General features: G+C 42.6%; 26 protein-coding genes and 1 pseudogene. 14 read left to right on the forward strand and 13 right to left on the reverse strand.

Going from position 1 to position 26762, the window contains the following annotated elements:
* Both AS29_RS21755 and AS29_RS22055 read left to right on the forward strand, forming a co-directional pair.
* Positions 1–222, forward strand: a 222-nt coding sequence (locus AS29_RS21755) for a hypothetical protein (RefSeq protein ID WP_035405715.1), incomplete at its 5' end; no start/stop codon positions are given.
* Positions 192–379 (forward strand): annotated as a pseudogene (locus AS29_RS22055) (tRNA-dihydrouridine synthase); the annotation flags it as partial. The gene AS29_RS21755 and the pseudogene AS29_RS22055, both read left to right, overlap by 31 nt.
* Positions 380–388: 9 nt before the next feature.
* Here the strand turns inward: AS29_RS22055 and AS29_RS10650 are convergent.
* From AS29_RS10650 to AS29_RS10660, 3 genes are all read right to left on the reverse strand, one after another.
* Positions 389–1048 (reverse strand): hypothetical protein, encoded by a 660-nt coding sequence (locus AS29_RS10650; protein ID WP_035405718.1) that lies wholly within the window; start codon positions 1046–1048, stop codon positions 389–391.
* Between the two features lie 245 nt (positions 1049–1293).
* Positions 1294–1521, reverse strand: coding sequence for a hypothetical protein (locus tag AS29_RS10655; protein ID WP_035405720.1), 228 nt, complete (start codon positions 1519–1521; stop codon positions 1294–1296).
* Positions 1522–1576: 55 nt separating this feature from the next.
* Positions 1577–2530, reverse strand: a complete 954-nt coding sequence (locus tag AS29_RS10660) for a CPBP family intramembrane glutamic endopeptidase (protein WP_197491601.1) — start codon at positions 2528–2530, stop codon at positions 1577–1579.
* Between the two features lie 238 nt (positions 2531–2768).
* Here AS29_RS10660 and AS29_RS10665 point away from each other — a divergent pair, with 238 nt between their 5' ends.
* The 4 genes from AS29_RS10665 (at position 2769) to ppsA (ending at position 9284) form a co-directional block, all read left to right on the forward strand.
* Positions 2769–3479 (forward strand): response regulator transcription factor, encoded by a 711-nt coding sequence (locus tag AS29_RS10665; protein WP_035405722.1) that lies wholly within the window; start codon positions 2769–2771, stop codon positions 3477–3479.
* Positions 3479–5218 (forward strand): sensor histidine kinase, encoded by a 1740-nt coding sequence (locus AS29_RS10670; protein ID WP_035405723.1) that lies wholly within the window; start codon positions 3479–3481, stop codon positions 5216–5218. Before AS29_RS10665 ends, AS29_RS10670 begins: the two co-directional genes overlap by 1 nt.
* 302 nt (positions 5219–5520) lie before the next feature.
* Entirely contained in the window at positions 5521–6486 is a 966-nt protein-coding gene (locus AS29_RS10675) for a tRNA dihydrouridine synthase (RefSeq protein ID WP_035405725.1), read from the forward strand.
* A gap of 182 nt (positions 6487–6668) precedes the next feature.
* On the forward strand, positions 6669–9284 hold the full coding sequence (gene ppsA, locus AS29_RS10680; protein WP_035405727.1) for a phosphoenolpyruvate synthase: 2616 nt from the start codon (positions 6669–6671) through the stop codon (positions 9282–9284).
* Positions 9285–9395: 111 nt separating this feature from the next.
* Here the strand turns inward: ppsA and AS29_RS10685 are convergent, their stop codons facing one another.
* Positions 9396–9920, reverse strand: coding sequence for a hypothetical protein (locus tag AS29_RS10685; protein WP_035406036.1), 525 nt, complete (start codon positions 9918–9920; stop codon positions 9396–9398).
* Positions 9921–10164: 244 nt separating this feature from the next.
* Here AS29_RS10685 and AS29_RS10690 point away from each other — a divergent pair, with 244 nt between their 5' ends.
* The 4 genes from AS29_RS10690 (at position 10165) to AS29_RS10705 (ending at position 14039) form a co-directional block, all read left to right on the forward strand.
* Positions 10165–10812 carry a polysaccharide deacetylase family protein gene (locus tag AS29_RS10690; protein ID WP_051860583.1) on the forward strand — a complete coding sequence of 216 codons (648 nt, stop codon included), beginning with the start codon at positions 10165–10167 and terminating at the stop codon, positions 10810–10812.
* Positions 10813–11103: 291 nt separating this feature from the next.
* Complete coding sequence (locus AS29_RS10695) at positions 11104–12690, forward strand: HEAT repeat domain-containing protein (RefSeq protein ID WP_035405729.1); 1587 nt, start codon at positions 11104–11106, stop codon at positions 12688–12690.
* A gap of 30 nt (positions 12691–12720) precedes the next feature.
* Positions 12721–13242 (forward strand): DUF3916 domain-containing protein, encoded by a 522-nt coding sequence (locus AS29_RS10700; RefSeq protein WP_035405731.1) that lies wholly within the window; start codon positions 12721–12723, stop codon positions 13240–13242.
* A 380-nt stretch (positions 13243–13622) separates the two neighbouring features.
* A complete protein-coding gene (locus AS29_RS10705) occupies positions 13623–14039 on the forward strand; it encodes a DUF4304 domain-containing protein (RefSeq protein ID WP_035405733.1) in 417 nt (138 codons plus the stop codon).
* 97 nt (positions 14040–14136) lie between these two features.
* On the opposite strand, the gene AS29_RS10710 is transcribed toward AS29_RS10705, so the two are convergent.
* Positions 14137–14637, reverse strand: coding sequence for a DUF5412 family protein (locus AS29_RS10710; protein WP_331712025.1), 501 nt, complete (start codon positions 14635–14637; stop codon positions 14137–14139).
* Positions 14638–15074: 437 nt separating this feature from the next.
* Entirely contained in the window at positions 15075–15905 is an 831-nt protein-coding gene (locus AS29_RS10715; protein ID WP_035405737.1) for an alpha/beta fold hydrolase, read from the reverse strand.
* Between the two features lie 328 nt (positions 15906–16233).
* On the opposite strand from AS29_RS10715, the gene AS29_RS10720 reads away from it, so the two are divergent.
* The 3 genes from AS29_RS10720 to AS29_RS10730 all read left to right on the forward strand — a co-directional run bounded on the left by AS29_RS10720 (position 16234) and on the right by AS29_RS10730 (position 18934).
* On the forward strand, positions 16234–16797 hold the full coding sequence (locus AS29_RS10720) for a sigma-70 family RNA polymerase sigma factor (protein WP_066099036.1): 564 nt from the start codon (positions 16234–16236) through the stop codon (positions 16795–16797).
* Positions 16790–18190 carry a DUF4179 domain-containing protein gene (locus tag AS29_RS10725; RefSeq protein ID WP_035405739.1) on the forward strand — a complete coding sequence of 467 codons (1401 nt, stop codon included), beginning with the start codon at positions 16790–16792 and terminating at the stop codon, positions 18188–18190. The genes AS29_RS10720 and AS29_RS10725 overlap by 8 nt, the downstream gene beginning before the upstream one ends.
* Before the next feature lie 153 nt (positions 18191–18343).
* The gene (locus AS29_RS10730) at positions 18344–18934 is read left to right on the forward strand and encodes a sugar O-acetyltransferase (RefSeq protein WP_035405742.1); all 591 of its coding nucleotides are present in this window, start codon (positions 18344–18346) and stop codon (positions 18932–18934) included.
* Between the two features lie 66 nt (positions 18935–19000).
* Here AS29_RS10730 and AS29_RS10735 read toward each other — a convergent pair whose 3' ends face one another.
* From AS29_RS10735 to AS29_RS10765, 7 genes are all read right to left on the reverse strand, one after another.
* Positions 19001–19372 carry an iron chaperone gene (locus tag AS29_RS10735; RefSeq protein WP_035405744.1) on the reverse strand — a complete coding sequence of 124 codons (372 nt, stop codon included), beginning with the start codon at positions 19370–19372 and terminating at the stop codon, positions 19001–19003.
* 94 nt (positions 19373–19466) lie between these two features.
* Positions 19467–19982 (reverse strand): DUF6584 family protein, encoded by a 516-nt coding sequence (locus AS29_RS10740; protein WP_035405746.1) that lies wholly within the window; start codon positions 19980–19982, stop codon positions 19467–19469.
* A gap of 173 nt (positions 19983–20155) precedes the next feature.
* On the reverse strand, positions 20156–20809 hold the full coding sequence (locus AS29_RS10745) for a DUF1801 domain-containing protein (RefSeq protein ID WP_082883816.1): 654 nt from the start codon (positions 20807–20809) through the stop codon (positions 20156–20158).
* A 53-nt stretch (positions 20810–20862) separates the two neighbouring features.
* Positions 20863–21375, reverse strand: a complete 513-nt coding sequence (locus tag AS29_RS10750) for a histidine phosphatase family protein (RefSeq protein WP_066099038.1) — start codon at positions 21373–21375, stop codon at positions 20863–20865.
* A gap of 613 nt (positions 21376–21988) precedes the next feature.
* A complete protein-coding gene (locus AS29_RS10755; RefSeq protein ID WP_035405751.1) occupies positions 21989–22408 on the reverse strand; it encodes a hypothetical protein in 420 nt (139 codons plus the stop codon).
* Positions 22409–22597: 189 nt separating this feature from the next.
* Positions 22598–23158, reverse strand: a complete 561-nt coding sequence (locus AS29_RS10760; RefSeq protein ID WP_035405752.1) for a GNAT family N-acetyltransferase — start codon at positions 23156–23158, stop codon at positions 22598–22600.
* 844 nt (positions 23159–24002) lie between these two features.
* Positions 24003–24653: a hypothetical protein gene (locus tag AS29_RS10765; protein WP_035405754.1), complete on the reverse strand. Its 651-nt coding sequence runs from the start codon at positions 24651–24653 to the stop codon at positions 24003–24005.
* Between the two features lie 322 nt (positions 24654–24975).
* On the opposite strand from AS29_RS10765, the gene AS29_RS10770 reads away from it, so the two are divergent.
* Positions 24976–26679, forward strand: coding sequence for a methyl-accepting chemotaxis protein (locus AS29_RS10770; protein WP_051860585.1), 1704 nt, complete (start codon positions 24976–24978; stop codon positions 26677–26679).
* Positions 26680–26762: the final 83 nt, after the last annotated feature.

Below are 26762 nucleotides of genomic sequence, written 5' to 3' on the forward strand. Positions count from 1 at the left end.
CTGCGGGGTCTCACCTGTCCCGCTGCTCCCGCAGGAGTCTCACGCCTTCCACTCCAATCAACAGGTGTTAAAAATCAATATCAGGCTTTAACAGAGCCAATAATAAAGGGAGCTCATGAAAACGAAACAATTCTGTATGGCACGGGGACGGTTCTGCTGAGAGCCGTCCCCGTTGCTTACTATGATGTGATCTGCCGCGTCCGTTTTTTGTGCTGGCACTGAAGGAGGATGTGACGGATGGTGTGTTTCGTCATGTGGTGAGTGCGGAGGGACGGCAGGATGTGTGAGTTTAAGAATTTGAATGGTTTATTGTCATCCGGATAGCATTGAGAGTGTACGCGGGCATTTGAGCCTTGAAGAATTCCAGGAAGCCTCTATCAATTGCCTGCTACATGTTCCCGTCTAGAAATGCATTCCAATGCAGTCGCGTTGCGCGCTCCACGCTCCCTGCTGTGGCGCAGAGACCGAGTCCAATGTTGATCCACGCCGGCAGAGTAATGGGTGAGTTGAAGGTCCCGAAGCGCTGAGCGATCTCGGGTACCTGAGTGACCGCATCGATGATCTGGGGGATGGCTAGAACCATCGGAACAATGAGCATGATCAGCGAAATGAAACGGATCCAGCGGCTCAAAGTGGGGTGTTCGCGATCGAGACGGGCACGCCGTCCTTCAGCAGAACTTTCATCCGGGATAAGCTGGTGCACCGTTCCTTCGTCGGTTACGAAATGGCAGCGTTTGAGGCCGAAGATCGTAGCCGCTACCTCGATCGTTCCTCCAGCCACGGGGAAGGCGGCAGGGAGTTTAGACTCGGCGTAATGTTTGCCATCGAGGTATAGGTGGGCCGTTCCTTTATCGTCATCTGCAGAGAAAAACTTCTGCCAATACGGGACGTCAACTGCGAACACTGCTTGCCGGCCAGCATCGTTTGTCAATGTGAGGTAAAACAGTGCACGGGAGAGCTGCTGCCACCAGCGGAAATCCTTTAGCGGCCGCCCGTTACCGGCCTTGATCCGCCGCGCTGCTTTACGTCTGCGTATCTCTTTGAACATTTCCTCAACTCCATTTTGTATTTTTAATTTGGGGAAACCCTGCCAATCCGACTATCACCCGAAACGGTCCTTACCTTGATAACATCTGCCGTCTTTTTAGGGGATTCGGGCGCTGTGATGTCTCCGGGAAGTGGACTGCACTGCCAGAGCGCCTTTCAGCCCATCCACCTTGATATCGCCAGAGTGCAGCTGGATTTCCGCATCCCCCTGGAGTTTCTCCGCCATAATATCCCCGGATTTTGAGGTTAACTCAACCGTCCAGTGGTGATAGCTACGGACAGGTCGATATTTTCCGCCTTCAAGCCGATAAAACTGGCGTTGCCGAAGTCCGCTCTATAGCTGATCTGCTGCAGTCTGGTTTCATCCGCCAGCGCTACAATAACCTTCGTCTTAATAGACTTATAGTTAGGTGCTGCTAATTTCACATCCTTTTGCAGTGGTGGGGAGGAAGTGTACCGAATGTATCTTTTCAATTCCCCATTTCCAGTTATTCAACCTTACCTGCTCCATGAGGGTAAAATTAAAAATTTATTTCATATCGTTCGTCAATCCCGACTGCTGGGCAACGCCCGCCCGCCGTTCGCGCATCCAGACAAATGCGACCATGGCGACGTTGACGGCGGCAAGGATGAGCAGGGATGCATCTCCCGTTTCAGTGGATCGGTCCAAGGAGTATACTTTGCCGTCAGCCATGAGCGAGTTGACGGTCGACATCATGACGTTGTTCGCAACGTGAAACGCGATTGACGCCTCGATGCCGCGGCTGATGATTGCAATCAGCGCTGTAGAGGCGCCGACAACGAAGAAGTATCCAAACAGCCAAGGGTCTGTGGAACCGTGCATCACCGCGAAGTGAAGGCTGGAGACCAGGAGACCGACGACCAGGGCAGGGAGGACTGGACGCACCCATGACGCAGCGGCCGGCATGACGGCGCTTCTATACATCAGCTCTTCACCTGCGGACTGTATCGGAGTGAATAAGAAAGTGACCACAAGCATAGCAATCGTGGTTCCAGTAAAACCAAATGTGGTCCATCCCGGTGCTTCGGGTGCAAAGAGCGCAATCACACCGATCCCGACGCACACAAGCAGTGCCGCGCCAATCAGGTACTGCACGAAGCGCTGTCTGTCGAATGCTCGCGGTGAGCTGAGCAGGCTGCGCCAAGGCACTTTGGCCATCCAGACGAGGAGCAAGACCGCCAGTACACCTGTGACGCCTATGCTTAAGCTGTCGCTCAGAAACCTCAACGGTGTATAAGCAGGTGACAGCGGATCGTCGCTTCTTTCAATGAGGCCAACGGCCAGGCGGAACAAGACCTGCACGACAACCAGCGCCACCGATGGCACAACGATGACTGCGAGTGGCTTCCACCAGCTAATACGGAGGTGGGCACCGAACGGTCTGGTGCTGTCTGCGGCCGGCTGGGCATTCTTCAAAGCTGCCCCTTCGTTTTCCATTTCATCGCTTTTTTCTTTTGACATCGTATTTATCCTCCGATTTATTATTTTTAGATTCATACTCTAAAAACTCCCATTTGTGATGGGTAGCAAAGCCAATCTTCGGCTGCTGCATCCTTTTTGGAAGATTCTCTTTTACTCAGTATAAGCCGCCTTTATTTCCCTTGAAGAAACAGAAGTTTACTTTCTGATAAACTTTTCCGGGAGTTGTTAATATACTGGTAAGGTTTGTGTGCTACGATAGATACCGAGGTGGGCAAAAGTGGAAAATGCAGAAATTTTATTGGTGGATGATGAAAAATCAATCGTCAAATTGATGGAAACCGTTCTGAAAAAAGAAGGATTCAGCCATATCCATGCAGCTTATACTGCAGAAGAAGCGCTTGAGTGCGTTTCCCGGCACCCCATTGATATCGTGGTGCTTGATGTTACGCTACCAGGACAGAGCGGTTTCACGATTTGCCCGAAAATCAGGGAAATCTCCGATGCTTATATTCTCTTTTTGACAGCCCGCGTCTCCGACCTTGATGTGCTGACAGGATTTGCGATTGGCGGGGATGATTATATTACCAAGCCCTTTAACCCGCTTGAAATTGCAGCGAGGATTAAGGCGAGGCTCCGGCGGAACCAGGTTTATGCCCCTTCCTTAAAAGAGACTGGAAGGAAGCATGATTTCGGGCGCTTTATCCTGGATGAAGAGGCAGGGGAACTGATCGTCGAGGGCAAGGCTGTGCAGACGCCTGCCCAGGTATTTCTCCTGCTGCAATATCTGTGCCAGCACCCGAATACCATCATTTCTAAGACGAAGATGCTTGAAGCCGTATGGGGATTTGACAGCTTTGTGGATGACAATACCGTTACAGTACATATTCGAAGGATCAGGGAAAGAATTGAGATAGACCCGAGCCAGCCTGAACTGCTCGTGACCGTGCGCGGGCTGGGCTACAAGCTGGTCAAGGGGAAAAAAGGTTGATGTCGCTCAGGCGGAGACTGGCTCTCCACTTCTCCCTTCAGTTCATTTCCATCATGGTGTTTGTTGGGATGATTTCTTTGGTCCTTCTATTTGCGCTTCTGATGCATGTAAACAGAGAAGAAATGAAGCAAAACTTCCCTGAAGGCGCCGTTGAAAACATTGCGATTGATACGCAGATCGAGGAAAATAAGGCCACCATCAGCGATGCGTGGAAACACCAGCTCGAAGAACGGAATCTCTGGGTGCAGGTTGTTGATATGGAAGGAGACGTCATCGGATCAGAAAATACACCTAGATTCCTGCCTGACTCATACTCAGTCAGCGAGATTCTCCAGATTGAAAAAACGAACCAATATGAAGGCTTCTACGTCTACTCCCAAGTCGATACCACCTTTGAAAAGCCGTATTTTTATATGCTTGGATATGAAAATAATGAGCAGGAAAGCCTCCAGCACTTGTTTTCAGCGTATTCAAGCAATGGAAGGATCTCTGGCGAAAACCTTAAGCAGCTGGAAAGGGAATTAGAGAAAATAGAAGGCTCCATCCAGGTGATAAACCAGGAAGGGAGGGTTGTCCAGTCAACCGGCTCTGAAAAGATGAAGGAAGACTACAAGCCGCTGGACGTGCTTGTCAGGACAACTTCACCAGGAAAATTCGAAACCCATACAGCCATTTTCATGGATCCGAAATCTGGTCTTACTTGGATTCTCCATACACCCAAGCAAGGTGCAGAGCCAGTTACCTTCTCCATTCTTACCGAAATTGTTAGGCTCATTATTATCCTCGGAGTGGTTCTGCTCACATTAACGTTAGGCATTTCCTTTTGGCAGGGATTCAGGTACAGCCAGCCCCTCCTTCTCTTCACCAGCTGGCTGGAAAGGATGGGCTACGGGAATTACGGGGAAGTACTGACAGAAAAAGAGCGCAAAAAAGTCTTCAAGAAAAATGGGAAGGTGCGCCTGAAGTACAAGCTTTATAAAGAAGTGATTGGGGCCTTCTACGAAATGGCCGAAAAACTTTCTGCCGCAGACAAGGAAAGAGACCGGCTGGAAAAAACGCGTGAAGAGTGGATGACCGGCATTTCCCACGATCTCAGGACACCCCTTTCAACGATCCAGGGCTACGCCCATTTGCTCGAAAGCGGACAGTACCACTGGACCGAAGAAGAGCTGCAGGACATGGGAAGGATGATCAGGGAAAAAGGGGATTATATGACGGACTTAATTGAGGATTTCTCCCTTGCCTTCCAGCTCCAAAACCAGTCGCTCCCCCACCAAATGAAGCCTGCCGAACTGAATGAACTTGTACGGGGCATCATGCTGAAATTTGCCAACGACCTCACTCTTGAGGATGTTCCTTTCAATTTTAAAAGCGCAGATTCAAAAATTTATATACAAGCGGATATACGCTGGTTTGAGCGGATGCTCGATAACCTGATCTATAACTGCATCAAGCATAACCCAAAGGGCACGAGCATTAACGCCTCGGTCAGCCGACAGGGCGAATCCGCCATTGTCACCATCTCTGACAATGGTGCGGGAATGGACGAAGAAACGGTCCAGCACCTCTTTGACCGCTACTTCCGCGGCACAAGCACAGATGAACAGACTGAAGGAGCCGGCCTTGGTATGAGCATCGCCCGCGCAATCGCCGAGCTACACGGCGGGAGCATTCATGTTTCTTCTGTAAAACATAGTGGTACTGTTTTCCGGCTTGAATTTCCTTTGGGAGGGGAGTAGGAGAAAGGAAGGATTATTATTCCAGAATGTCCGTTTTGGTTCATTAAATGGTTTTTACCTTTTCTTTCTCCTGTTTGTATGTAATTTCACTTTATCCCGCCGACCGCACAAAAATCACCATAAAGAACGTGTTTACTTTAGATTAACCTATCCCTATTTCCGCACAATTTCCCCATAAAATACAGCCATCCCCACCCACTCCTCATTGAAATCACCCCCAACCCATGATATAAGTGTAAAAGAAGTTTTTTTTTGACCAAAATTTTAAAGATGTACCCATATAGAGAGGAATGGAACGATAAATGAGTAATAATTTCTGGCGTGATCTGCCACGTCCGTTTTTTGTGCTGGCACCGATGGAGGATGTGACGGATGTAGTGTTTCGTCATGTGGTGAGTGCAGCAGGGCGGCCGGATGTGTTTTTCACGGAGTTTACGAATTCGGATAGCTACTGTCATCCGGATGGCATTGAGAGTGTACGCGGGCGTTTGACGTTTACGGAGGATGAGCAGCCGATGGTGGCGCATATTTGGGGGGATCGTCCCGATTATTTCCGTCAGATGAGTATTGGAATGGCGGAGATGGGGTTTAAGGGGATCGACATCAATATGGGCTGTCCTGTTCCGAATGTGGCACAAAGAGGAAAGGGCAGCGGCCTGATTTTGCGTCCGGATGTGGCGGCAGAGCTGATTCAGGCAGCAAAAGCGGGAGGTCTTCCTGTCAGCGTGAAAACGCGCCTTGGCTTTAAGGAGATTGAAGAGTGGAAGGAATGGCTCGCGCATATTTTGAAGCAGGATATTGCGAACCTTTCCATTCATTTGCGGACAAGAGATGAAATGAGCCAGGTGGATGCGCATTGGGAGCTCATTCCGGAAATCAAAGCACTGCGTGACGAGATTGCTCCGGATACGATGCTCACCATCAATGGGGACATTCCTGACCGTCAAAAAGGATTAGAGCTTGCCGAAAAATACGGAATCGATGGCGTGATGATCGGGCGGGGAATTTTCAAAAACCCGTTTGCTTTTGAAAAAGAACCGAAAGAGCACACCAGTGAGGAGTATCTTGATCTATTAAGACTTCAGCTGGATCTGCAGGATCACTATGCGGAAACCGTGCCGCGCTCGGTTACAGGGCTTCACCGCTTTTTCAAAATTTATGTAAAGGGATTCCCTGGAGCGGCAGAACTGCGAAGCAAGCTGATGAACACGAAATCAACGGATGAAGTGCGGGCTTTGCTTGATACCTTCAAACAAGTAACGCATTAATAAAAACGGCACAACCCGGTATGGGGTGTGCCGTTTTTTTATATACGGAAATCGTATGTAAAACCACTGATGCTACTCCTTCTACCTTAATTATACCATACAAAAAATGGATGAAATAGTCTGTTTATTCCCATTTTCCCCTGTTAAAATCAATTGAATAGTATGGGCGAGGAGAGATGTGAATGAGTTCTTTGGTTCTCGGTTTGCAGGAAATCAATAAAACCCACCGTGCGATCGTTGGCGGAAAGGCATTAAATCTTGGGCGATTGTTTACCATACAAGGATTACATGTACCTGCAGGATTCTGTGTGACAACCGGGGGTTATCGAAAAGCCATTGAACAAAATGAATCATTGGAGACTTTGTTGAATCAGCTGTCGACAGTAAAAGCAGGAGAACGGGAACGGATTCGTGAAATGAGCAGGAGTATTCGTGAAATCATCATGAATGCGGATATTCCATCGGATGTGGTGCGTGAAGTGACTGACCATCTTTCCATGCTCGGTGACAGACATGCGTATGCAGTGCGTTCCAGTGCGACGGCCGAAGATTTGCCACATGCCTCTTTTGCCGGCCAGCAGGACACCTATTTAAATATCATCGGTATCCAGGACATTTTACAGCACATTAGCAAGTGCTGGGCGTCCCTTTTTACGGACCGAGCAATCATCTACCGGATGAAGCAGGGGATTGAGCACAGTAGCGTTCATCTATCTGTTATCGTTCAAAAGATGGTTTTCCCGCAAGCTTCAGGGATTTTATTTACGGCCGATCCGATTACATCCAGCCGCAAGGTGGTCTCTATTGATGCCGGTTTCGGACTGGGCGAGGCGGTTGTTTCTGGGCTGGTATCGGCCGATTGTTATAAAGTCCAGGAAGATTTGATTGTGGACAAGAGAATAGCGGGCAAAAAAATCGCTGTTTATGGACGGAAAGAAGGCGGAACCGAAACGAAGGCTTTTCCTGCTGATCAGCAAAAAACACAAACGCTTACCGATCAGCAGATTTTACAGCTCGCACGTATTGGAAAACGGATTGAACAATATCTCGGGTCTCCCCAGGACATTGAATGGTGTTTGGCTGAAGATACATTTTATATCGTCCAGAGCCGGCCGATTACCACTTTGTATCCCATTCCTGAAGCGAATGACGATGAGAATCATGTCTATGTATCTGTTGCGCATCAGCAAATGATGACAGATCCGATTAAACCACTTGGGATATCGGTTTGGAAGTTGACAGGTAATGCTCCTATGTTTAAAACCGGCGGGGGAAGGCTGTTCGTGGATATTACGATGGGACTGGGAACAGCGGCAGGCAGACAGAATCTGCTGGATGTCCTGGGACACTCTGATCCACTCGTAAAAGATGCGCTGATGACCATCATAGAGAGGGATTTCATCAAATTGGACCCTAATGCCAAAAGCGGACAGGGACCCGTTAAAAGCCATAAGGGCATGTCATCTGCGGATATTCTGGAAGAGGCAGGGACCAATCCGGCCATTGTTGCTGATTTGATGAAGAGCAGCGAGGATTCGTTATCAGTGTTAAAACATACGATACAAACGAAATCAGGATTGGATGTTTTCGATTGTATTTTGGACGATATGCAGCAGCGGCGTCAGCGTGCGTCTGATATGAACCATCTGAAGGTCATTATGGCAGCCATCCATGCCTCGGCATGGATCAACGAAAAGATAGAGGAATGGCTGGGTGAAAAAAACACCGCAGACACCCTATCCTTATCAGTGCCTGACAACGTCACGTCTGAAATGGGGCTGGAGCTGCTGGATGTGGCAGATGTGATTCGTCCCTATCCGGAAATCATCGGGTACTTACAAGAGGTTAAGGATGAAAGCTTTTTGGATGAATTGGTTCAATTTGATGGCGGACAACACGTTCGTGATGCCATTGCTTCTTACCTCGGGAAATATGGAATGCGTTGTTCCGGAGAAATCGATATAACGAGAACACGCTGGAGTGAAAAACCAAGTATGCTGGTACCTATGATTCTCAGCAACATCAAAAACCTTGAACCTGGCGCCAGCAAACGGAAATTTGAACATGGCCGGCAAAAAGCTTTGAACAAAGAGCAGGAGCTATTAGCCCGGCTGAAACAATTGCCGGGTGGTGAACAAGTAGCCGAAGAGACTAAACAAATGATTGGCGTGATCCGGAATTTTATCGGATATCGTGAATATCCGAAGTACGACATTGTCCGCCGATATTTCGTTTATAAGCAAGCGTTATTAAAGGAAGCGGAGCGGCTCGTACAAACCGGCGTACTTCATGAAAAAGAAGATATGTATTATCTCACTTTTGAAGAATTTCAGGAAACCGTTCGCAACAATAAACTGGATGAACACGTCATTGACAAGCGAAAAGAGGAATACAGCTACTACGAAAAACTAACTCCGCCCCGAGTAATCACGTCTGATGGCGAAATTATTACAGGCCGGTACAAACGAGAACATATCCCCGCCGAAGCGATAGCAGGCCTCGCTGTTTCTTCTGGTGTTGTAGAGGGCCGGGCGCGTGTAATCTTGAATGTAGAAGAGGCCAATCTAGAAGAGGGCGATATACTGGTCACAGCCTTTACCGACCCCAGCTGGACGCCTTTGTTTTTATCTATAAAAGGTTTGGTGACCGAGGTGGGAGGCCTGATGACCCATGGAGCCGTAATCGCACGGGAATATGGCTTACCGGCAGTAGTCGGTGTCGAACATGCCACCAAACGGATAAAAGATGGACAGCGGATTCGTGTGCATGGAACAGAAGGGTTTATTGAATTATTGTAAGTTGTGGATTAGCAAGAAGAATCAGGTTTCCTTAACCTGATTCTTTTCAATTGCCTATAGTTTACGGATGGCAGCGGAAACGGTTAATGGAGCTATTTAAAGGCCATAGTCTTAAAACCCCTCCACAATCTTCATTTTGTTAATGAGCTTTACAATTTTATCAGGGCTGCCCTTATCGATTGATACCAATTTTGTAGTGTTGATGATCTCTTCGTAAAATTTCTTTCCAGCAGGGTATTGGCCATCCCAACGCAAAGGTATGTTGTAAACATTGATCGTGCCGTTACCATTCCCACTGTACGTGACAGAGCCATCTGCCAGTCGGGAACCTGCTAATTGGATCACATCTTCAGGATAGGCAGCACTGGTGCTGTCATCAGAATTAAGTGGCGTTCCGGCGGGAAGAAGATGAACGTTTAATTCATCGAGGTCCTGATTCGGTCCAAGCTGCAGCCAAACTCTGGCATATTCGATTTCTTTAGAGGAATAGCTGGATAAGGGACCTACTACTACACTTTTTATTTTTCCTGAAGTTTCTGTTGATGGCTCCGATTTCCCCTCACTTGTACAACCCGTGAGCATTAGAATGAGCAAAAATAGAGCTGCGTAATAACCCTTCGTATTCCTTTTCTTCATTTTACTTGGTCCTTTCTTCATGCATAATAATGAGCTGTGAAAAATTGGAACACCTTAGACATTATTCTCACCGTTAATAAGTCCATCTATTTATAGAACATTAATGATGGCTGAAGTGGCATCGAAATTAAGAATCAAAGAGAAATACTTTTTAGGTAAAAACCACCAATCCACCGGACTAAATTGCGTCCCTCACCAATACAATAAATCGGCAGAGAAATTTCTCTATAAAGGGAGGAATAAAATGAAATTTGTCCGGCTTTCCATTTCCTTTTTGATTGTCGCGTTCCTGATTTTCACGTCATTCAGTCATGTCACCGCAGCTGAACAAGCTCCAAATAATACTATGGATTCAGCCAAGGGAGAACCCTCGCCTAAGCCTGCCTCTAAAGCCAAGATTGCCTACATCACTTTTGATGACGGACCGAGCAAGTACACCTCTCAAATACTCGATATCTTAAAAAAGAAGCAAGTGAAGGCGTCGTTTTTCGCGATTGAACCAAATATTAGAGCTTACAAGACGAGCATGGTAAGAGTGAACAGGGAGGGGCACTATATTGGATTGCATAGTGTTTCTCACAGTGTGAGGAAGCTATATAGAGGCAGTCCTAAAAATGTGGCCTTGGAAATGGAAACGACAAGAAAAACACTGCAGTCGGTGGTGAAGGTTAATCACTATCGGGTTAGAGTGCCTTATGGGAGCAAGCCGTATATGACGAAGTCCTATAGAGACTGGCTCGTGCGGTATCATTTTAAAATGTGGGACTGGACGATTGACAGTAACGATTGGAGATATAAAAGCAGTCAATACGGCACGATTATCTGGAACGTAATAAATGCCGTACCTGCCGTGGAAAGGCAAAAAAAAGCCCATCATCATTCTCATGCATGAGCGGCCGCAAACCGTTCGGGTGCTGCCTAAAATTATTGATTATTTGAAATCAAGAGGGTATGTGCTGGTGCCTTATAATCCGAAGCAGCATGTTGTGAATAATTTTTGGAATGATGGCAGGCTGTAGATCAGAGTGGAGTGAGCAGAGGCTTACTCTTTTTTTATGCTGCATGCAGCTTTAAAAGGCTAGATTTATAAAGATAAATACCGCCGGCAATTGATATAATGAATCAACAAGCGAGATTTTTCGCAATCAATGAAAGCCATCGCTCCAGAAAGAAGGCATCCAAGTTGAAATGGAATTTTTTCAAGCGCAGCCGTAAGTCCTATCCAGCGGATCATTACTCAAAGCCCTACATAGAAGGGGTGCTGGATTCGATTAAAAATGAAAATGACCTTACCAAAATCCCTGCTGCATTTTCCTTTTTATTGACAAGCTCAGATGCTTTAAAGGCGAGGACAATCCAGGCGCTTCATCTATGCTTATCCAAATTGGAAAATAATAAATTATTACTTTTAGATCCGATTTTCAGGGAGCATTCTATGGATTGGAGTGATGAGTGGGAGAATCATCATCTATCCCTGCCCGCTATGACAGCCGATGAGAAGGTCTCTATTTTAGGCTTATGCACATTCCATCCTAATGGATATTTACGAGAAGAAGCACTGACCGAATTATCATCTTTCGAAACAGGCAGAGAACTGTCCTTTTTCCTGATTAGATGCAACGATTGGGTTCCTGAGGTCAGGGATACGGCAAGAAAGCTAGTGCAAGAGCGCATGAAAACTAGCTATGCGCAGCAGATGATTGAGAATTTACCGATTGTTTTTAAGCTGAGAAGTTCGAACCGTTCGGACCACAGGGCTTTTTATGATCAGGTGGTCACCCTGCTTTCACGGGCAGAGGCTGTCCCCTATCTTCATCAAGGTACACAATCTAAGATTCATAAAATTAGATATTTTAGCTATAAGATCATGATTCATTCGAAAATGTTCGAGAAAGAGAGACTGGTTAATTATTTTAAACGGGAAAAGGAACCTCATTCACGGCTGATCCTATTCAGCGAAATCATGAACGGAATTAACGAAAGGGAGTTTAATGCGTTTTATTCCACTTTAACAAAAGACAAATTTCCGAGGATCAGAGCGGAGGTTTTGCAGAAAAAGGCCACATTAAATCCTGACCAAAGCATAAAGGAACTTGAAAAAGCTCTCTTTGATAAAAGCGCAGCAATAAGGTCAGCAGCAAGGTATTTATTAAAGAAACAAAACATCACTGAAATTGCTCCTTACTACACCAAGGTATTGAAACAGAAGCCTGATGAAAATCTCCGCGGAGCATTACTGGGGATCGGAGAGACTGGGAGCAAAGACCATGTGGAAATGATCCTGCCTCTATTGAATGTTGATAAAACAGGTATTGTTAAAGCTGCAATCCGTGCAGTCTCGATGCTTGATGCTGAAAATAATAAAGATGAGTTCATTAAACTGATGAGTCATGAACACAGTGGTATCTCAAAAGAATCGAGAAGAGCTGTACAAAGAACGTTTTGTTATGAGAGGACGAATGACATATACAGATTATATAAAGAGGGGAAGACTTATCACAGCAGGTATCAGGCTGCTGTTTTGCTGAGCTCTCTTTCAAAATGGGATTCACTGAGGTACATTTTGGAGTTCTATGTTACGAAGGAAGATGATTCGATTAGCAGACTTGGAAAACGGCAATTAGCAAAATGGATGGCTGTGTACAATCGTACATTTACTGCTCCAAGTAAAGAGCAGGTGGTTTTGATTAGACAAGCGTTATTAAAATATGGAATTGAAATAAGCCAGAGTGAAAGTGAACAGATTGAATTTTGCTTGAAGGGGTATTAGAAAACGCTGATTGTTAAGGAGTTATCATAAATGTTAAGAAAAAAGAAAGTCCGCGGAAAAAGAAGAATGTATCGGAATTTCATGAATGAGATTGAGGAATGGTCACACTCATTGCCAACTCCAAACGACTTAAGTCCCACCTATTTAGGGTGCAGGGCCTTAAGTTTCGACATGGATGAAGCATTCAATGGTTACGAAAACTTCTCTAAAAACGAGAAGAGAAAATTAGCACAACGGATCATTAACGGAGGAAAGGAGTTACATGATTTAAAAACGGAGAAGGAGAAGGAATACCGGATTTTGTGCTACTTGTCTTTTCCTCATTTAGATCATATGAATATTAGCATAGGGTACACCAAAGCTGGATTGGATAGTTTTTATGCAGGATTGAACCATAACGGCCAGCTTGAAAAAGATTATGAACCTTCTGATGACCCCAGCTTCCTTCAGGATGAATGGGGATTGCAAATTCCAGAAGGCTTAGAGGTTAAAGGCTTTGTGGGAAGACGTTTGATAGATGGTTCGATGTGGTTCGTAGGTAATGTAAACTGAAGAACAACAACCTAATTAAAAACTCAATTGCTACATTAGCTATGAGTTTTTGTGTTCGCTTGAGAAACTCTAATTGGGAAGAAAACTCTTTTTTCAACAGTCACTCAGTATGAGCAGCGACATCTGTTTCAGCCATTTAAGCAAGGTTTACAAGCTTTATTATATAAGCACTACTGATTACATTAACTGAATAGAAAGGTCAATAAAAAATCAGCAATTCATTCAGAAAGTCATCATATAAGTTTTCCTTAAGCTGATCTGTTGGGATAGTTCCTTCATCAACATTTAGACATCGCAGTTTCTGATATGACTGATTCTTACGATACTCTCCGTCTATCTAAATTTGCAATCTAACTTTTATAAATAGAAGGAGTAATCAAATGGCGTCTATTGAAAGAAAAACGATGGAAACTGCCTTAAAACAGCTAGTAATACCAATTTTAAGAGAACAAGGTTTTAAAGGTTCCCTTCCACATTTTAGAAGAATAAATGAAAATAATATTGATTTGATTACATTTCAATTCAACAAATGGGGTGGCTCATTTGTTATCGAGTTAGCTACGTGCTCCAAAGAAGGAACAATAATATATGGGGGAGAAAAGATTCCTCCAAACAAAGTTAATGCCCATCATATGGATGAACGGTATAGATTGGGTGCAATATCTTCAGAGGATGACGGAAAATGGTTTGATTATAAAAACGCAAGAACAGAAGAAGATTATACAAACGTTACAGAAAATGTCCTCAAATTGCTTAAAACATCCGATGATTCTTGGATTTCTTCTCTATTCAAATAAATTTTAAGAGGGAACTCCTTTTCTATCGGAATTTCCTCAATTTTATCTTTTTTTCAAAATTGAGCTTTAACAGAGCCAATCTTTTAAAAACAACCCGTCAATCCTGATAACACCTCTCAAACTCATCATTCATCAGCAAGCTCTGACAAGCCCGTCCGTTTTCATCATAAATTTCGTTGTCTACATTTAATTTAATACTCCGGTCCGAATCGGGATACTCGGGGTTGTCATTCAGGATATAGAGGGTATCTTCATCGAGCCATTTCATAGAAAAATCATCTTTTGCATCACTATAATAAATGGTTTTGATATTGCCTGCCTCATTATTCTCTGTAATTTCAACCCATACGTTCACTCCTCCTGCGGCACCTCCATAGAGTTCATAAAAAGCATTCGCTGTGTATTTCTCTGAAGGGGATGATATAGGTCCGGGTCCTTTTTGCGTATTCTGCCGATCAATCTTGTTAAAGGTGAAGAAATAGGTCTGATACAGAAAAAACCCGGCTACTAATACGAAGCCTGTCAAAGCGGCACCAAGCCATTTTTTGGGGAAGGGCTTCTTCTTGATGATGGAAAGAACGAGTTTAATTAAAAACAAAATGATTAGTAAAATGGTAGTAATAAAGAGAAGGCAAAACAGTAAAAATCCAATCAGATCGATAATAGCGGTATCCTCCTGTTCAACGAATAGGTAAATCGTGTTATGTTTAGTTTATCAGAAAGTAATGGAAATCAGCTGCCAAAAATCAAAAATGATTGATAATCAAAAGTCAGGGAATATGTCCTTCCAGTGAGGTAGCCTTTATTTAGTGGCAAGTTTTTATTTGAAAAACAATGGAGAAACACAATCAGCCTGCCATGGAAACCGACCCGGTAGATCCGAGACCGTTTAAAAAGGGGAGTGAAAATCAAACATTGATTTTCACTCCCCTTTGTTTTAATTGAACGTGACTATCTTTTGACGTGCCTTCAACTAAGAGCCGCCATCATCTCCTGCTTTTCCTTTTACAATCGCAGCAGCATTTTATAAATGTTCTAGATGTTCACTGGTTCTTTCCGGTAAACCGTCACCCCGTCATGGCTCTTAAACTCTTTGCCCTCCAGGAAATCGAGGACCATTTCATTAAACAAATCCTTCCTCATCGTGCTCAGCGGATCGAAGGCGTCTTTAAACAACAAGAGCACGGCATCCGGAATATGGGCGAACAAGTTTTGGGAGCCTTTCTTTTCATCGACGCCCATCACTTTCTTTTCACCGCCCATCACAAGTGTCGGTGAGGTGATGCGGTGCAGCTGGTCCGTATGGTAAGGGAACTCTGAATTTTTCGCCAGGATAAACATGTCTTTGTCAAAGGTGAATGAGTTCCGCAGCACGCTTTTTGTATATTCATCTTTTCCATAAACCTTCATCATCTGGTTAATAATCGTTTCATAGGACAGCTTCTTAAAGATGGCGTTTGATAGCTTCAATACCCATCCGGACACTTTAGAGGGAAACTCGCTGTATCCGTTCGACAGGACCAATTTATTTATGTAATGGGGATATTTTAGTGCAAACAGCTGGGCTGTGACCGATCCATAGGATAACCCCACCAAATGGATTTTCGGGAGATGAAGTTCATCCAATAGCATTTTAAGATCCTCTGCCATCACCCGTGCAGAGAACTCATTGTCAGGGAACGACTTTGTAGATTCCCCGTGGCCTCTTAAATCCACCATAATCATTTGGTACTTGCAGGAAAAGGCGTCAATTTGCGGCTCCCACATTCTCCAGCTGGCACCCAGTCCGTGAAGGAATACAACAGGCGGTCCCTCACCGCGGACTTCATAGTGTAATTGAACGTGATCCATTTCCACTTTAGGCATATAGGCTCCTCCAAAATAAACAAAATGACATCATAATCAACTATTATAATCTGGTAAAATATGAAAGGGAAGAGGGATTGGAAAAAATAGGTGGAGCCCTTATTGAGAATATAGAGGTATACAGGAAGGCCTTTCGCAGAGCTGAAAAATGGATCGTCAATTAGAATCAGAATGTCTTGATCTTGTTACGGAAAAACGGGCTGGAGGGCTAAAAATAAGCAGAGACAGGCAGAATCCTCTGCTTATTTTGCTATGCAGGCAAAAAAGTTTACAAAAAATGAGAAACCCCTCTGCTTCTCTCCGTCTAATGAATGAAAGGGGGAAACCAATGAATGCCGGCAAAAAGATTTCCATCCAGTCAAAGGTTAACCATCCTGATGAGCGTGAGGACTATTTTAAGCAAATCATGGAGGATTATGGTACCGAGCTTTTAAAATTGGCTTATTCTTATGTGAAGAATCAGGAGACAGCAAAGGATTTGGTTCAGAGTACATTTGTGTCAGTTTATCTGAATCTCTCATCCTTTAATGGAGAGGCCTCTATAAAAACGTGGCTTTACCGGATCACCGCTAATAAATGCAAAGACCATTTAAGAAGTGCTTATGTGAGAAGGGTTTTCCCTGTCCATCAAATGAAAGAATCTCTCCATAATGAGAACCAGACAGAGACAGCACTTATGGATGGAGAGCTTTCAGAATGGCTGAAGGCGTGCATTTTCAAGCTCCCGGTCAAATACAGAGAGGTCATTATGTTCTATTATTATCAGGAACTGAGTGCTGCGGAAATTGCAGAAGTACTCGATATACCAGAAAGTACAGTGAGAACCAGGCTCGACCGGGCACGGAAAAAGCTCGCACCCCTCATTAAAGAGGAGGAACTATTTTATGGCTAAAGAAAACCGATTTAAAGAATTGATGGATCAAACGGAAATGGGCTCCATGAAATTTGAGATGGTGGATCAGCTTGCCGTTATGAGAAGAATTAGAGAGAAACCAAACACAGGTCAGAAGCGCAGGGGCGGGATTCCTGCTGTAATTTTGTCCACTATTGCAGCTGCCACCATTTTGTTTATCCTTATCATGCAAATGCCTATAAAAGATCAGATTGAAGCGGGAATTTCGAAGCAGGCAACCTTATTAAGCCAATCGAATGATCCGGGGTTGGTGGCTTGGAGCAAAAAAAATAATCCACAACAGGTGAACAAGACTTCAGAGAGCAACGGGATCAAAGTGTCCATTAAAGAGATCATGTTCGACGGATACAGAATGGCAATCGGCTATGAGGTTCAATCGAAAACAAAATTCGTCGGGCCAGTTCATAATCCGAAGATTACAGTGAATGGGAAGGCTATCAACGCTTCTGATTTTTCCGATTCAGCACAATCACAAATAAATCCCTATAAACAGGAAACACATTCTTTCAAGGGTGTGACAAGCTACTTTATAAAAGAGAAGCTGCCGAAAAAATTCGATGTGAAGGTGCAATTTTTCTCGAATCAAAACCTCTTATCTGGTAAGGAAAGAGGGACAAAAGGGAGATGGGAATTTTCAATTCCGATAGACCAAAAAGGAGAGGTCTATAACGTTAAGCCCAAAGTGAGTTTGACAAAAAATTCAACCAAACTTAGTGTGCACCAGATCATCCTGGCGCCTTCCGTAACGGAAGTTTCTGTATTAAAGGAAGATAAAGGGAGAGGTGCGTTTGGAGGAGCTAATTATAGACTCTTGGATGATAAAGAAAATCTGATTTCTGCTTTTGGTAATAGTGATTTTTCAGGAGAAGAGAAGAATGGAAAATTTATTCTGCGCGCCACCGGAAAATATACACCCACAGATGGTATTCCATCTTATATCCTGGTGCAGCCCTTCTCATATAATGATGCTGAAAACAACCCCAATCAAGGACAGATTACAATAAAAAGGATTACAGATCCGCTCCCAATGACCTTCCCGCAGAACAATAAGGCTATTGTGGTAAATAAAATTGAGGAATCTAAGGATAAGAAAAGGTTGAAGATTTATTATAAAGTAAAAGGCGATCTTCCTGAGCTGAGAGCCAGATTTTTTCATCTCACCATAGGAAAGGAATCGAATAGTGGTAAAAATCTATTAATGGATCAAAATTTATTCGAAAACATCAACAGCAATGAGAGTGACAAAGTAGCAGAGTTTAATACTGGGCTTAGAAACGACTTGTACTTATCAAGCCCGAATGTAAACCCGGTCCTCTATAAAGAGATGGAACTGAAAATCCCAATCAAAAAAGAGGACCTGATTAAAAAATAGGCAAAAACCCGGTGAATGCTGCACCGGGTTTTTGTATGCTCTAATCAATCATCATCAAAAAAATTCTTAGAGGACGTAGTTTTTTGTAGGATATCCTTATGATAATGTGTACTAGAAAGAACATAATCTTATCGTTTATCTGGAGGATTTCCAATGAATTTAGAAGAACAGAAAAATTTCATTTTAACAGGTCAAATGTATAACGATTTAACCCCGGAATTAATTAAAGCAAGAGAAAATGCGGTGTTCCTTACAAATGAATATAATCATAGCTTTAGCAAACCCCAGCATGAAAGAGAAGAGCTTTTAAAAAAGCTTGTGAAAAGCATGGGGAAAGGCGTTCATTTAGAACCGAATTTCAGATGTGAATTCGGGTTTAATATTTCGATAGGGGATCATTTTTACGCTAATTTCGATTGCGTCATGCTGGACGGGGCAGAGATCCATATAGGAGACAATGTTTTGTTTGGACCTAGAGTTGGAATTTATACCTCGAATCATGCAATAGATCCAAAGGAAAGAGCAGCGGGAGGATGTTATGCCAAGCCTGTAAGTATTGGGGATAACGTGTGGATTGGTGCAGGCGTTCATATTAATCAAGGTGTAACCATTGGAGAAAATACAATCATTGGATCGGGTAGTGTGGTTACAAAAAGCATTCCGGCAAATGTCATAGCAGCTGGTGTCCCGTGTAAGGTCATTCGGGAAATTACAGAAGCCGATCGAACTGGATTTGAAATATAAGGGCGGTGCCAGTCACCACCCTTAGTTTGTGGATAAAACACTTTATGCTGAAGAGATTTTGAGAGCTCATTTCCGGAAAAAATTCGTATAGTCCGCCTTATCCTCGATATTAAATTTAATCATTTTCTCAAGCAATTCGTAATTTACCGGCTCATTCCAAGGAATGCGAAACAAACCTTTTGTAGAGCTGTAGCCGGCTTGTGCAATGTCATCTGCAAAGTGCGCAATCCCCGCTTCTTCAGGTGAAACGCTTAAATGATGCTTCGCTGTGGAGATGCCGAGAATGAATGTGCCGTGATCCGTAAACATGGGGGTATTCCATTTGATCTGCCGCTCCAATTTTGGATATTTAGTTGCGACCCACGTCAGTATTTCCTCTGTTCGGCTGCGGTGGGCGGGGTTATCGATGCCTGCTAAATAGTTTGTGAAAGTTTCCATGTTATGCTCCTTTGATTACAGTTTTTGCTGAACTTGGAACCATGCCTGAAAATGAACAGTGGATAAACTCGAACAGCGCGCAAGGAATATAAAACTAGAATATCCAGGTAAAAACTGTATAAATACCAATAGCAACTAAAGAAATAATAAAGATGAAAATGGTTATACAACCAATCGTAAAGAATTTTTCCTTCCATTCATCTTCAGGATATTGTTCTTCTTCTAATTTCTCTTTTACCTTCTTTTGAGCAACGGAAATTACTGGTTCTAGGTGCAAATTTTTTAACGTTTCATGATCTCCTTTGAATTTTAGGGCTCTCGATATGTTCAAAGGGTCATGCCCCATTTGTTTCTCAAATAACAGACAGGCTTTTACCATTTCGGGGGTCTTGTTTTTCTCGAAATACCAATATCGGCCAGCCATTGAAGGATGTCTTAACGCATAATAAATATCCCCTAGCCTAGTTCGAAGCTCTAATTCATCAGGATAAGAGTGCAGGAGTCCATGCAATCGATCCCTTGCTTTCCCAAAATCATTCTTTTCAATGTCCTGTTCTACCCTTTTTAATGCTTTGGCTGGTGTTTTTTTTATACCGGCTCTTCCCTTCATTTTGAAATTGACACTTCCCATTTAGAGATCATATCTGAGTGGGGAAGACATCGTATTTCTTTTAATCAACATTATTACTTTCTTATAAAGCCATACGAGGTAACTGGATTAGCGTTTCGAAATTATCAATTTTAGCTTTTGTTTATCGTTTGAATGAACCATCCGTTTGATCTCTATCGAACGAATTTATGCGAGCCGTCACAGTACGGCATCTTTTGAGATTGTCCGCACGTACAATCTTTTAATCCCTTTCCATCCAAGATTTGAGGCATATACTTTTCAATCCGTGCTACCCGGGTTTTGGATTGTTTGGGAGCAGCAAAATAAAGAAGATAGGCTCTTTGCCGTCCAGGTGTCAGTGCTTCAAATGCCGTTTTTAAAGGAGGAAGCTCATCCAACTTATGCTGGAATTCCTCTGGAACCGTGTATTCAGTCTTCTCTTTTAATTTCACTTCCAGACCGGCTTTTTCTACTTCAATCGCTTCATGAATATATTCTTTTAGGAGGGCTTCCATATCAGCGATTTCCTGAAGATTGGTAAATCGGATTTGACGCGCTGCCTGCACATTTTCCGTTTGCTGGACCAGGATTCCATGAGTATCTTTCAGTAGGGCGCCTTTATGGAACAGAAGGGCGCAATACTGCTTGAATCCATGGATTAAAACGATGTTTTTCCCATCTAGTGTGTAACAGGGATTCATCCACTTGAAATCTTCATTCAGCTCGCAGCCAAGAACGATTTCTCTGAGCTTCTCAAATTCTTCCCGCCAGTTTTTGGCCTTACTTAAAAATTCATCAACCTTAGGATTTGTGTTCCTGTCTGTCATAAATCTACACCTCTCTTGCTTCATCATTTTTCAGCAAAATGCAGTCATAATTGTCAATCTAAGTGACTTGTACTATTAGCAAATTTTATTATTTGCATTTCCTTGTAATAATCCAAGAAATGAATACCTGTATTGTTCGTATGAAACCAATTGTTGTTTTCAATCGGTAAATGAAGAAAACTTTCCATTATTTTCGTTATCATTCCACCATGGGTGATGACGGCAATGGTAGAGTATGCTTTACTGTTTTCTCTAATATAAGAAAGAACGGATTCTGCCCGCATCCTAAATTCGTGGTTACTCTCTGAATCCTGCTGTTCGATTAATTGATCTATGTAATGAACCGGACAGCCGATCGTCTTTGATAAAACGTCTGCCGTGCCGCTGGCTCTTTTTAACGTGCTGCTCCAAACAAAATCGGGAGGGAATTCTTTAGAAACCCGCTGCGCCATTTTCTCTGATTGCAGCAGCCCGTTTGGGGTTAAAGGCAGATCCGTTGAACCATTATCATTCTGCTCTAAAAAGTCGTCTTCCGATTCCCCGTGACGAATCAATAATATCTGCATCCAGATCATCCTCTTCAATCGAATTATTATCAACATTCGATGATGGCCTGCTAATATCCTTCATTGTTTCAGGATCCGGACCTTTCTTTTTAGATAGGCACTCCTGTTAAACTCTATTTACGCAATGGGTTCATCCCAATTATACTTAAGTAAATTCAATTTTAGGAGATTTGTATGAGAACCTCTATACCTTGCCCAAATTTTCAAGAACCCATAACCCTCGATGACTTTGAGGATTTTTCATCCCCTTTTACCATGAAGTGACCGCGCTGCAAAGCCAAATTAAAAGAAACAAAAGTAACCCCTTTTCTTTTAATCGGGGTGATTGCCATCATTCCATTATTTATTTACCTAACCGGAATAGTAACCTCTTTGCTGTATGACGTAATACCTGTTATTGAAAAAATCCCGTCTTTTATTGTGTTTATGGGTCTGCTATATCCTCTATACGCCCTGTATGAGCGGTTTAATGGATTGGTTTTGTTTAACAAAGGTAATTTGCATTTGAAAAAACGTCAGTGATCACCATTACCCTCTGACGCTTAGGTCACCGTTAGAAAGGCAGAATAATAAAGAATAGGACTTGGAAATTGAAGTCCTATTTTGCATACCATTACATGTGATCTCTTTTTAGTAAGAATCTTGGTGAAGGAAGGACTTCTAGTTCAGCTTCAAAATAAGCAAGTTTATTTGGTATACAGGAAATGATTGACGGCATCCCCATTCCAACAGTGTGTTCTAAGGCAGTTAATAATAGCAGTTCCTTGCCATCAATTTCTTCGTCCCATGAAATCACATAACACGAGTCTCCAGCACCATTCTGTTTTAATAACTTGGCTATTTCCGCGGGAGTTGAGTTTGTTTTTGGAATCTCAAACATATACTCTTCACGAAGAGTGGTCCGATAAGAATGACAGAAACGATTAAGAGCATCTTTGCGTTTCTTCGCTGAAGACAATTCGAACAAAACTCTATCTTGGAGCCTTTTGGTGATAAATGATTTAACGATTATTTTTTCTATCTCTTTATCCAATTTTGTCCCCCATGTTCATTTTGATTGCTTGATCAATTTGGAGATCCTTACAGCTTAAGGCTATAATAAGCACTTCGATCTCGCCTGCAGTTTCAAGAATAGCCGTCAATCATCCTTCTATATTCCGGGACCAATCTGGCAAAGAAGGGGGTAACAGCAGGAAAACGGTCTTTTATGTATTTGAGTATTTTAAAGCGAAGTGTCTAGATTAGTAATTTTGCCGAAAAGCAATGCATCATAGTACATACCCTCTATAAAATAGTGGTCTTTTGATTGTCCTTCTAACTCATACCGGTTCTTCTCAAGTATCCGTCCAGACCCAACATTTGCATGCACGACTCTGGCATGGAGTTTATGAAGCTTAAGGGATTTGAATGCAAATTCACTCATTAATGCAACAGCCTCTGTGCCAAATCCTTTACCCCAATGATTTTTATGCAATACATAACCAATTTCAGCATGGTTTGCATCACGGTCAAAATTGAAAATCATGGCTGTCCCAATCATTTTTTGTGTTGATTTTTCAACAATGGAGGAATATAAATGAGTACCTTCCGACTCACGTTTTAACATGGTTTCAATGTGCTCAGAAGTTTCCTCCAAAGTATTCATCAAATTCCAGCCGATAAATCGTGAAACGTCTTGATCGGACGCATAATGATGCATCTCTTGAACATCATCGATCCTGAGCGGTTTGAAGTAAATTTTTTCACCGTCCAATGAATGAAATAAAACAGCCTGCTCCTCCATTTGTAACCTCCCTCTAATCTCTCAATGCGGTACATTCCCAAGCTTAGCGTACTTTTAAAAGAAGTCCTATTTTGTATACTAAAATTAGCCGACTGCCGCATTGTAGGATCATGTAATTTTTTCAATTCCTTCCAGAATTACGGGGTAGAAGTCCAGTGACTCAATAAGAGTACTTCCTTCCACAATTGCTATGGCCAAGGCAGCCGCCTGTTCATTCGTTTCTCCTTCACCGACTATTATGAACTTCTTGTAAAACTCATAAAAACTGTCACAAATCTCTCTTGCTATGGGATAGAAGGGATTTTGTAAGCAATTGCAATTAATTCGAGGCACAACTTCATGCAGGGACTAACTTCCGGATTTTTCATCATTTGATAAAGACACTTAACAACGTTTGAGAATGATTTTTTACCATTTCAGTATTGTCTAACATATGTATTATCTTTGCTGAAATCGATGAAAGGACTACAGTTAGCAGTTCGTTTTTATCTTTAAAATAGTGAAGTAGCAACCAATTACTTGTTTTCGCTGCTTTTGCAAGGTTTCGTTATTTCTTTATAGCAAGTGCTTCAGGAAAGCTGCAGGGCTTTTCCGTTTTTGATATTAAGTATTTGTGCTGGTTATCTTCTTTTCATAATTGGATCAGCTCTATTTCATTTGGGGAGAGATTAACTTTTTACTTAAAAGGACCGGTCTCCTGTCCCGAATCAGGTCCTTTAATGGTTTCCATTTTAGTGAAACTGAACAATGTGTTGATTGAATTAAGCAGTAAATGTTCGGCATTCTTTTTTAGTTATTGTAGATTTACCTCTAAAATCTACTTGACCATACTCCTGGAAGATTCTTAAGATTCTTTTTTAAACTGATCTGGAAACTGCTTTACAACTTCCGCAGAGATCGTATCTGCCATTAGGATTATATGTGTGATCCCTTCGTCAATTGAAACGATTCTTGCGTTCCAATCTTTTGCCAAACTTGCTGATAAATCATTTGTCACGAATTTCAGATGCATATACAACAAATTTTTTAGATCTTCCATTTTAAAAGAAGGGTTGGCACCGCTGAGGAAAGCTGCTATGTCATCAGCATTTCTATACCATTCTTTGTTTAGCTGTTTCACCGAGGCTTCATTTCCGCTTTTAGCCGCATCTACGATCTTTCCAGCCATAACAATATGCTCCTTAAGCAAATCCTTCAGTTTATTCCCAGCTTTCTCTCCGTATAATGGTTTTATAGCATTGCCAATATCCTCCTGATTTTTCAAAAGCCTAATCAGTACCTGTTTTTGATCCTTCGCTCCAGATGTTGTTGCACTTGTAATATAATTACTTGTCCACAATACATGATCAATCCAAAGTCTCCTGAATGTATTTTCGAACTGTACCTCAGATTGGCTAATACAGTTTACCGGCGGTTTAGTGTAGGCACTAGTTGTTTCAGCCTGCATGTTCAGAGGAAACAACAAAATAGTTCCCATCAACAATAATTTTTTCATAAAGCTTCTCCTTTCAAAGTTGAAGTTATCTTTTTATTATTGATTGATGGGATTTTAATATTCATAAAAATGGTTTTACATACACTGGTTTTCTTGGATAACTGTTCATATCCCATTTCTCAAATTTATTGCTGATATAAGCGATATTTGAAATAATGAACAGGTTTATTGTAATAACGTATATTCTCGCATTATGATCTAGTCCACTTTTTCAAAACTATTTATTTTAATGAGTCTATATAACTATCTAAAACGGTGTCGATATAAGGTATATAGTCTTATTTGATATGCTTCCAAAATTTGTTTGAAAAAGGGGAAAAGCATGAAAAGTATAAAAGCGAAACTTTTATTAAGTTTTGGGATTATTTTGCTGATTTTATCCGTGCTGGCTGTTTACAGTTTAGTTACGATCCGTTCTATGTCCGAAGATGTTAAAGACATAACATCCAATGACATGACCTTTTTAGAGTCCGCCAATTCCATGACATTCAGTGTGGCAAATCGAGCCAAACTTGCTCGGGACTATATCCTTTTTAATCAGGAAACGTTCAAGCAGCGCTTTTTATCAGAGACAGATAAAGCTACTGAAACTCAAAAAGTTCTCCAAGATGCGATTAGTTCAGGTCGAATCTCAAAGGAAGTGGAGTCTGCGTTAAAAGACGCCTACGTTAAAACTGGTAAATGGGAAAACGTAGTTAAAGATGAAATCATCCCCCTTTATGACACCGGCGATGCGGAGGGTGCCATCCTTCTAATGGAAGAAAAGTGTCTTCCGTATAGTCAACAAGCCATTGATGCTTGGCTTAAGGTAGTGGATATCCAGAATGGCCATGTAAAGCGTCAAGCGAAGGGGATCGAGACTGCTGCTTCCCAATCTGAATCAATCATCATCTTTGTATCCGTTTTTGCCATCTGCATGGCCATTGCAGTGGCTTTGTGGAGTGCGAATTATATTTCAAAGTCTATTTTATCTGTGGTTACCCGTTTAGAAACCCTTGCAAAAGGGGATTTCCTCGGGGATTCATTAAAAGTAAGGTCCAAGGATGAAATCGGCCGGCTGGTTCATGCTTCGAATACAATGGCTGCAAATATTAAAATGCTGTTAAAAAGAGTTGGGGACACATCTGATCAAGTGGCTGCCTCTTCCCAGCAGCTTTCTGCTTCGGCAGAACAGTCCACTTCTTCTGCTGAACAGGTCACAACTTCCATTCAAGAAATCGCACAAGGAGCGGATACATCTTCTAAGAATGCAAAAACGTCCGTAATCGTGATGGGAGATATCTCAACAGATATTCAGCGGATTGCTGCATCTTCAGCAGATGTTGCTCAAGTTACTTTAAATACGGAAAATCAAGCTAGTGAAGGGAATCAATTAGTCCAAAAGGCTGTCATTCAAATGAAATCCATTGAAGCATCAGTCGGCACTTCATCTGATCTTGTTACTAATCTTGGTGAACAATCGAAGGAAATCGGAAAAATCGTTCAAGTGATTACAGGAATTTCAGACCAGACCAATTTATTAGCTTTAAACGCTGCAATCGAAGCTGCTCGAGCAGGCGAACACGGCAGGGGATTTGCCGTAGTGGCGGATGAGGTACGCAAGCTGGCGGAGCAATCCAAACTTTCAGCTGACCAAATATCAAAATTGATCCATCAGATTCAAAATGACATAAAAGCAGCTGTAGACTCTATGTATCAAGGGACAATGGAGGTTGGAACCGGAACAAACATCATAGCTGAAGCGGGCCATGCATTTCAAAATATTCTTCTTTCGATCCAACAAGTAACTGAAAAGTCAGAAGAAGTCTCTTCTTCGACAGAACAGGTGTCTGCATCCACTCAAAAAGTAAACGAATCCGTAAATTCATTTGCTGAAATAGCCGATCTTGCATCAGAAAACTCACAAAATGTTGCGGCTGCGGCAGAAGAACAACTGGCTGTCATGCAAGAGGTCTCTGCTTCTGCTGCATCATTGGGTTTCTTGTCTAGCGAACTTCAAGAGGAACTAAAAAAATTTAAATTTTAAGCATCGTTGTGCATTATTTCTGTGAGAGGAATCCATCTGAAAATGGGTTCTTTTTTAGTCGTAGCATATTTAGATAAGAAGTA

Source organism: Bacillus sp. SJS, from assembly GCF_000732485.2.
Classification (GTDB): Bacteria; Bacillota; Bacilli; order Bacillales; family Bacillaceae; genus Metabacillus_B; species Metabacillus_B sediminis.

What these genes read in the sequence shown, in the direction of transcription:
- AS29_RS10765 (WP_035405754.1), bottom strand. Translation starts at nt 24,653, where the DNA reads ATGAAAAAATTATTGTTGATGGGAACTATTTTGTTGTTTCCTCTGAAC.
- AS29_RS10760 (WP_035405752.1), bottom strand. Translation starts at nt 23,158, where the DNA reads ATGGAGGAGCAGGCTGTTTTATTTCATTCATTGGACGGTGAAAAAATT.
- AS29_RS10730 (WP_035405742.1), top strand. Translation starts at nt 18,344, where the DNA reads ATGAATTTAGAAGAACAGAAAAATTTCATTTTAACAGGTCAAATGTAT.
- AS29_RS10735 (WP_035405744.1), bottom strand. Translation starts at nt 19,372, where the DNA reads ATGGAAACTTTCACAAACTATTTAGCAGGCATCGATAACCCCGCCCAC.
- AS29_RS10720 (WP_066099036.1), top strand. Translation starts at nt 16,234, where the DNA reads ATGAATGCCGGCAAAAAGATTTCCATCCAGTCAAAGGTTAACCATCCT.
- AS29_RS10670 (WP_035405723.1), top strand. Translation starts at nt 3,479, where the DNA reads ATGTCGCTCAGGCGGAGACTGGCTCTCCACTTCTCCCTTCAGTTCATT.
- AS29_RS10685 (WP_035406036.1), bottom strand. Translation starts at nt 9,920, where the DNA reads ATGAAGAAAAGGAATACGAAGGGTTATTACGCAGCTCTATTTTTGCTC.
- AS29_RS10725 (WP_035405739.1), top strand. Translation starts at nt 16,790, where the DNA reads ATGGCTAAAGAAAACCGATTTAAAGAATTGATGGATCAAACGGAAATG.
- ppsA (WP_035405727.1), top strand. Translation starts at nt 6,669, where the DNA reads ATGAGTTCTTTGGTTCTCGGTTTGCAGGAAATCAATAAAACCCACCGT.
- AS29_RS10770 (WP_051860585.1), top strand. Translation starts at nt 24,976, where the DNA reads ATGAAAAGTATAAAAGCGAAACTTTTATTAAGTTTTGGGATTATTTTG.
- AS29_RS10650 (WP_035405718.1), bottom strand. Translation starts at nt 1,048, where the DNA reads ATGTTCAAAGAGATACGCAGACGTAAAGCAGCGCGGCGGATCAAGGCC.
- AS29_RS10750 (WP_066099038.1), bottom strand. Translation starts at nt 21,375, where the DNA reads ATGCAGATATTATTGATTCGTCACGGGGAATCGGAAGACGACTTTTTA.
- AS29_RS10675 (WP_035405725.1), top strand. Translation starts at nt 5,521, where the DNA reads ATGAGTAATAATTTCTGGCGTGATCTGCCACGTCCGTTTTTTGTGCTG.
- AS29_RS10690 (WP_051860583.1), top strand. Translation starts at nt 10,165, where the DNA reads ATGAAATTTGTCCGGCTTTCCATTTCCTTTTTGATTGTCGCGTTCCTG.
- AS29_RS10740 (WP_035405746.1), bottom strand. Translation starts at nt 19,982, where the DNA reads ATGAAGGGAAGAGCCGGTATAAAAAAAACACCAGCCAAAGCATTAAAA.
- AS29_RS10660 (WP_197491601.1), bottom strand. Translation starts at nt 2,530, where the DNA reads ATGTCAAAAGAAAAAAGCGATGAAATGGAAAACGAAGGGGCAGCTTTG.
- AS29_RS10705 (WP_035405733.1), top strand. Translation starts at nt 13,623, where the DNA reads ATGGCGTCTATTGAAAGAAAAACGATGGAAACTGCCTTAAAACAGCTA.
- AS29_RS10715 (WP_035405737.1), bottom strand. Translation starts at nt 15,905, where the DNA reads ATGCCTAAAGTGGAAATGGATCACGTTCAATTACACTATGAAGTCCGC.
- AS29_RS10745 (WP_082883816.1), bottom strand. Translation starts at nt 20,809, where the DNA reads ATGACAGACAGGAACACAAATCCTAAGGTTGATGAATTTTTAAGTAAG.
- AS29_RS10700 (WP_035405731.1), top strand. Translation starts at nt 12,721, where the DNA reads ATGTTAAGAAAAAAGAAAGTCCGCGGAAAAAGAAGAATGTATCGGAAT.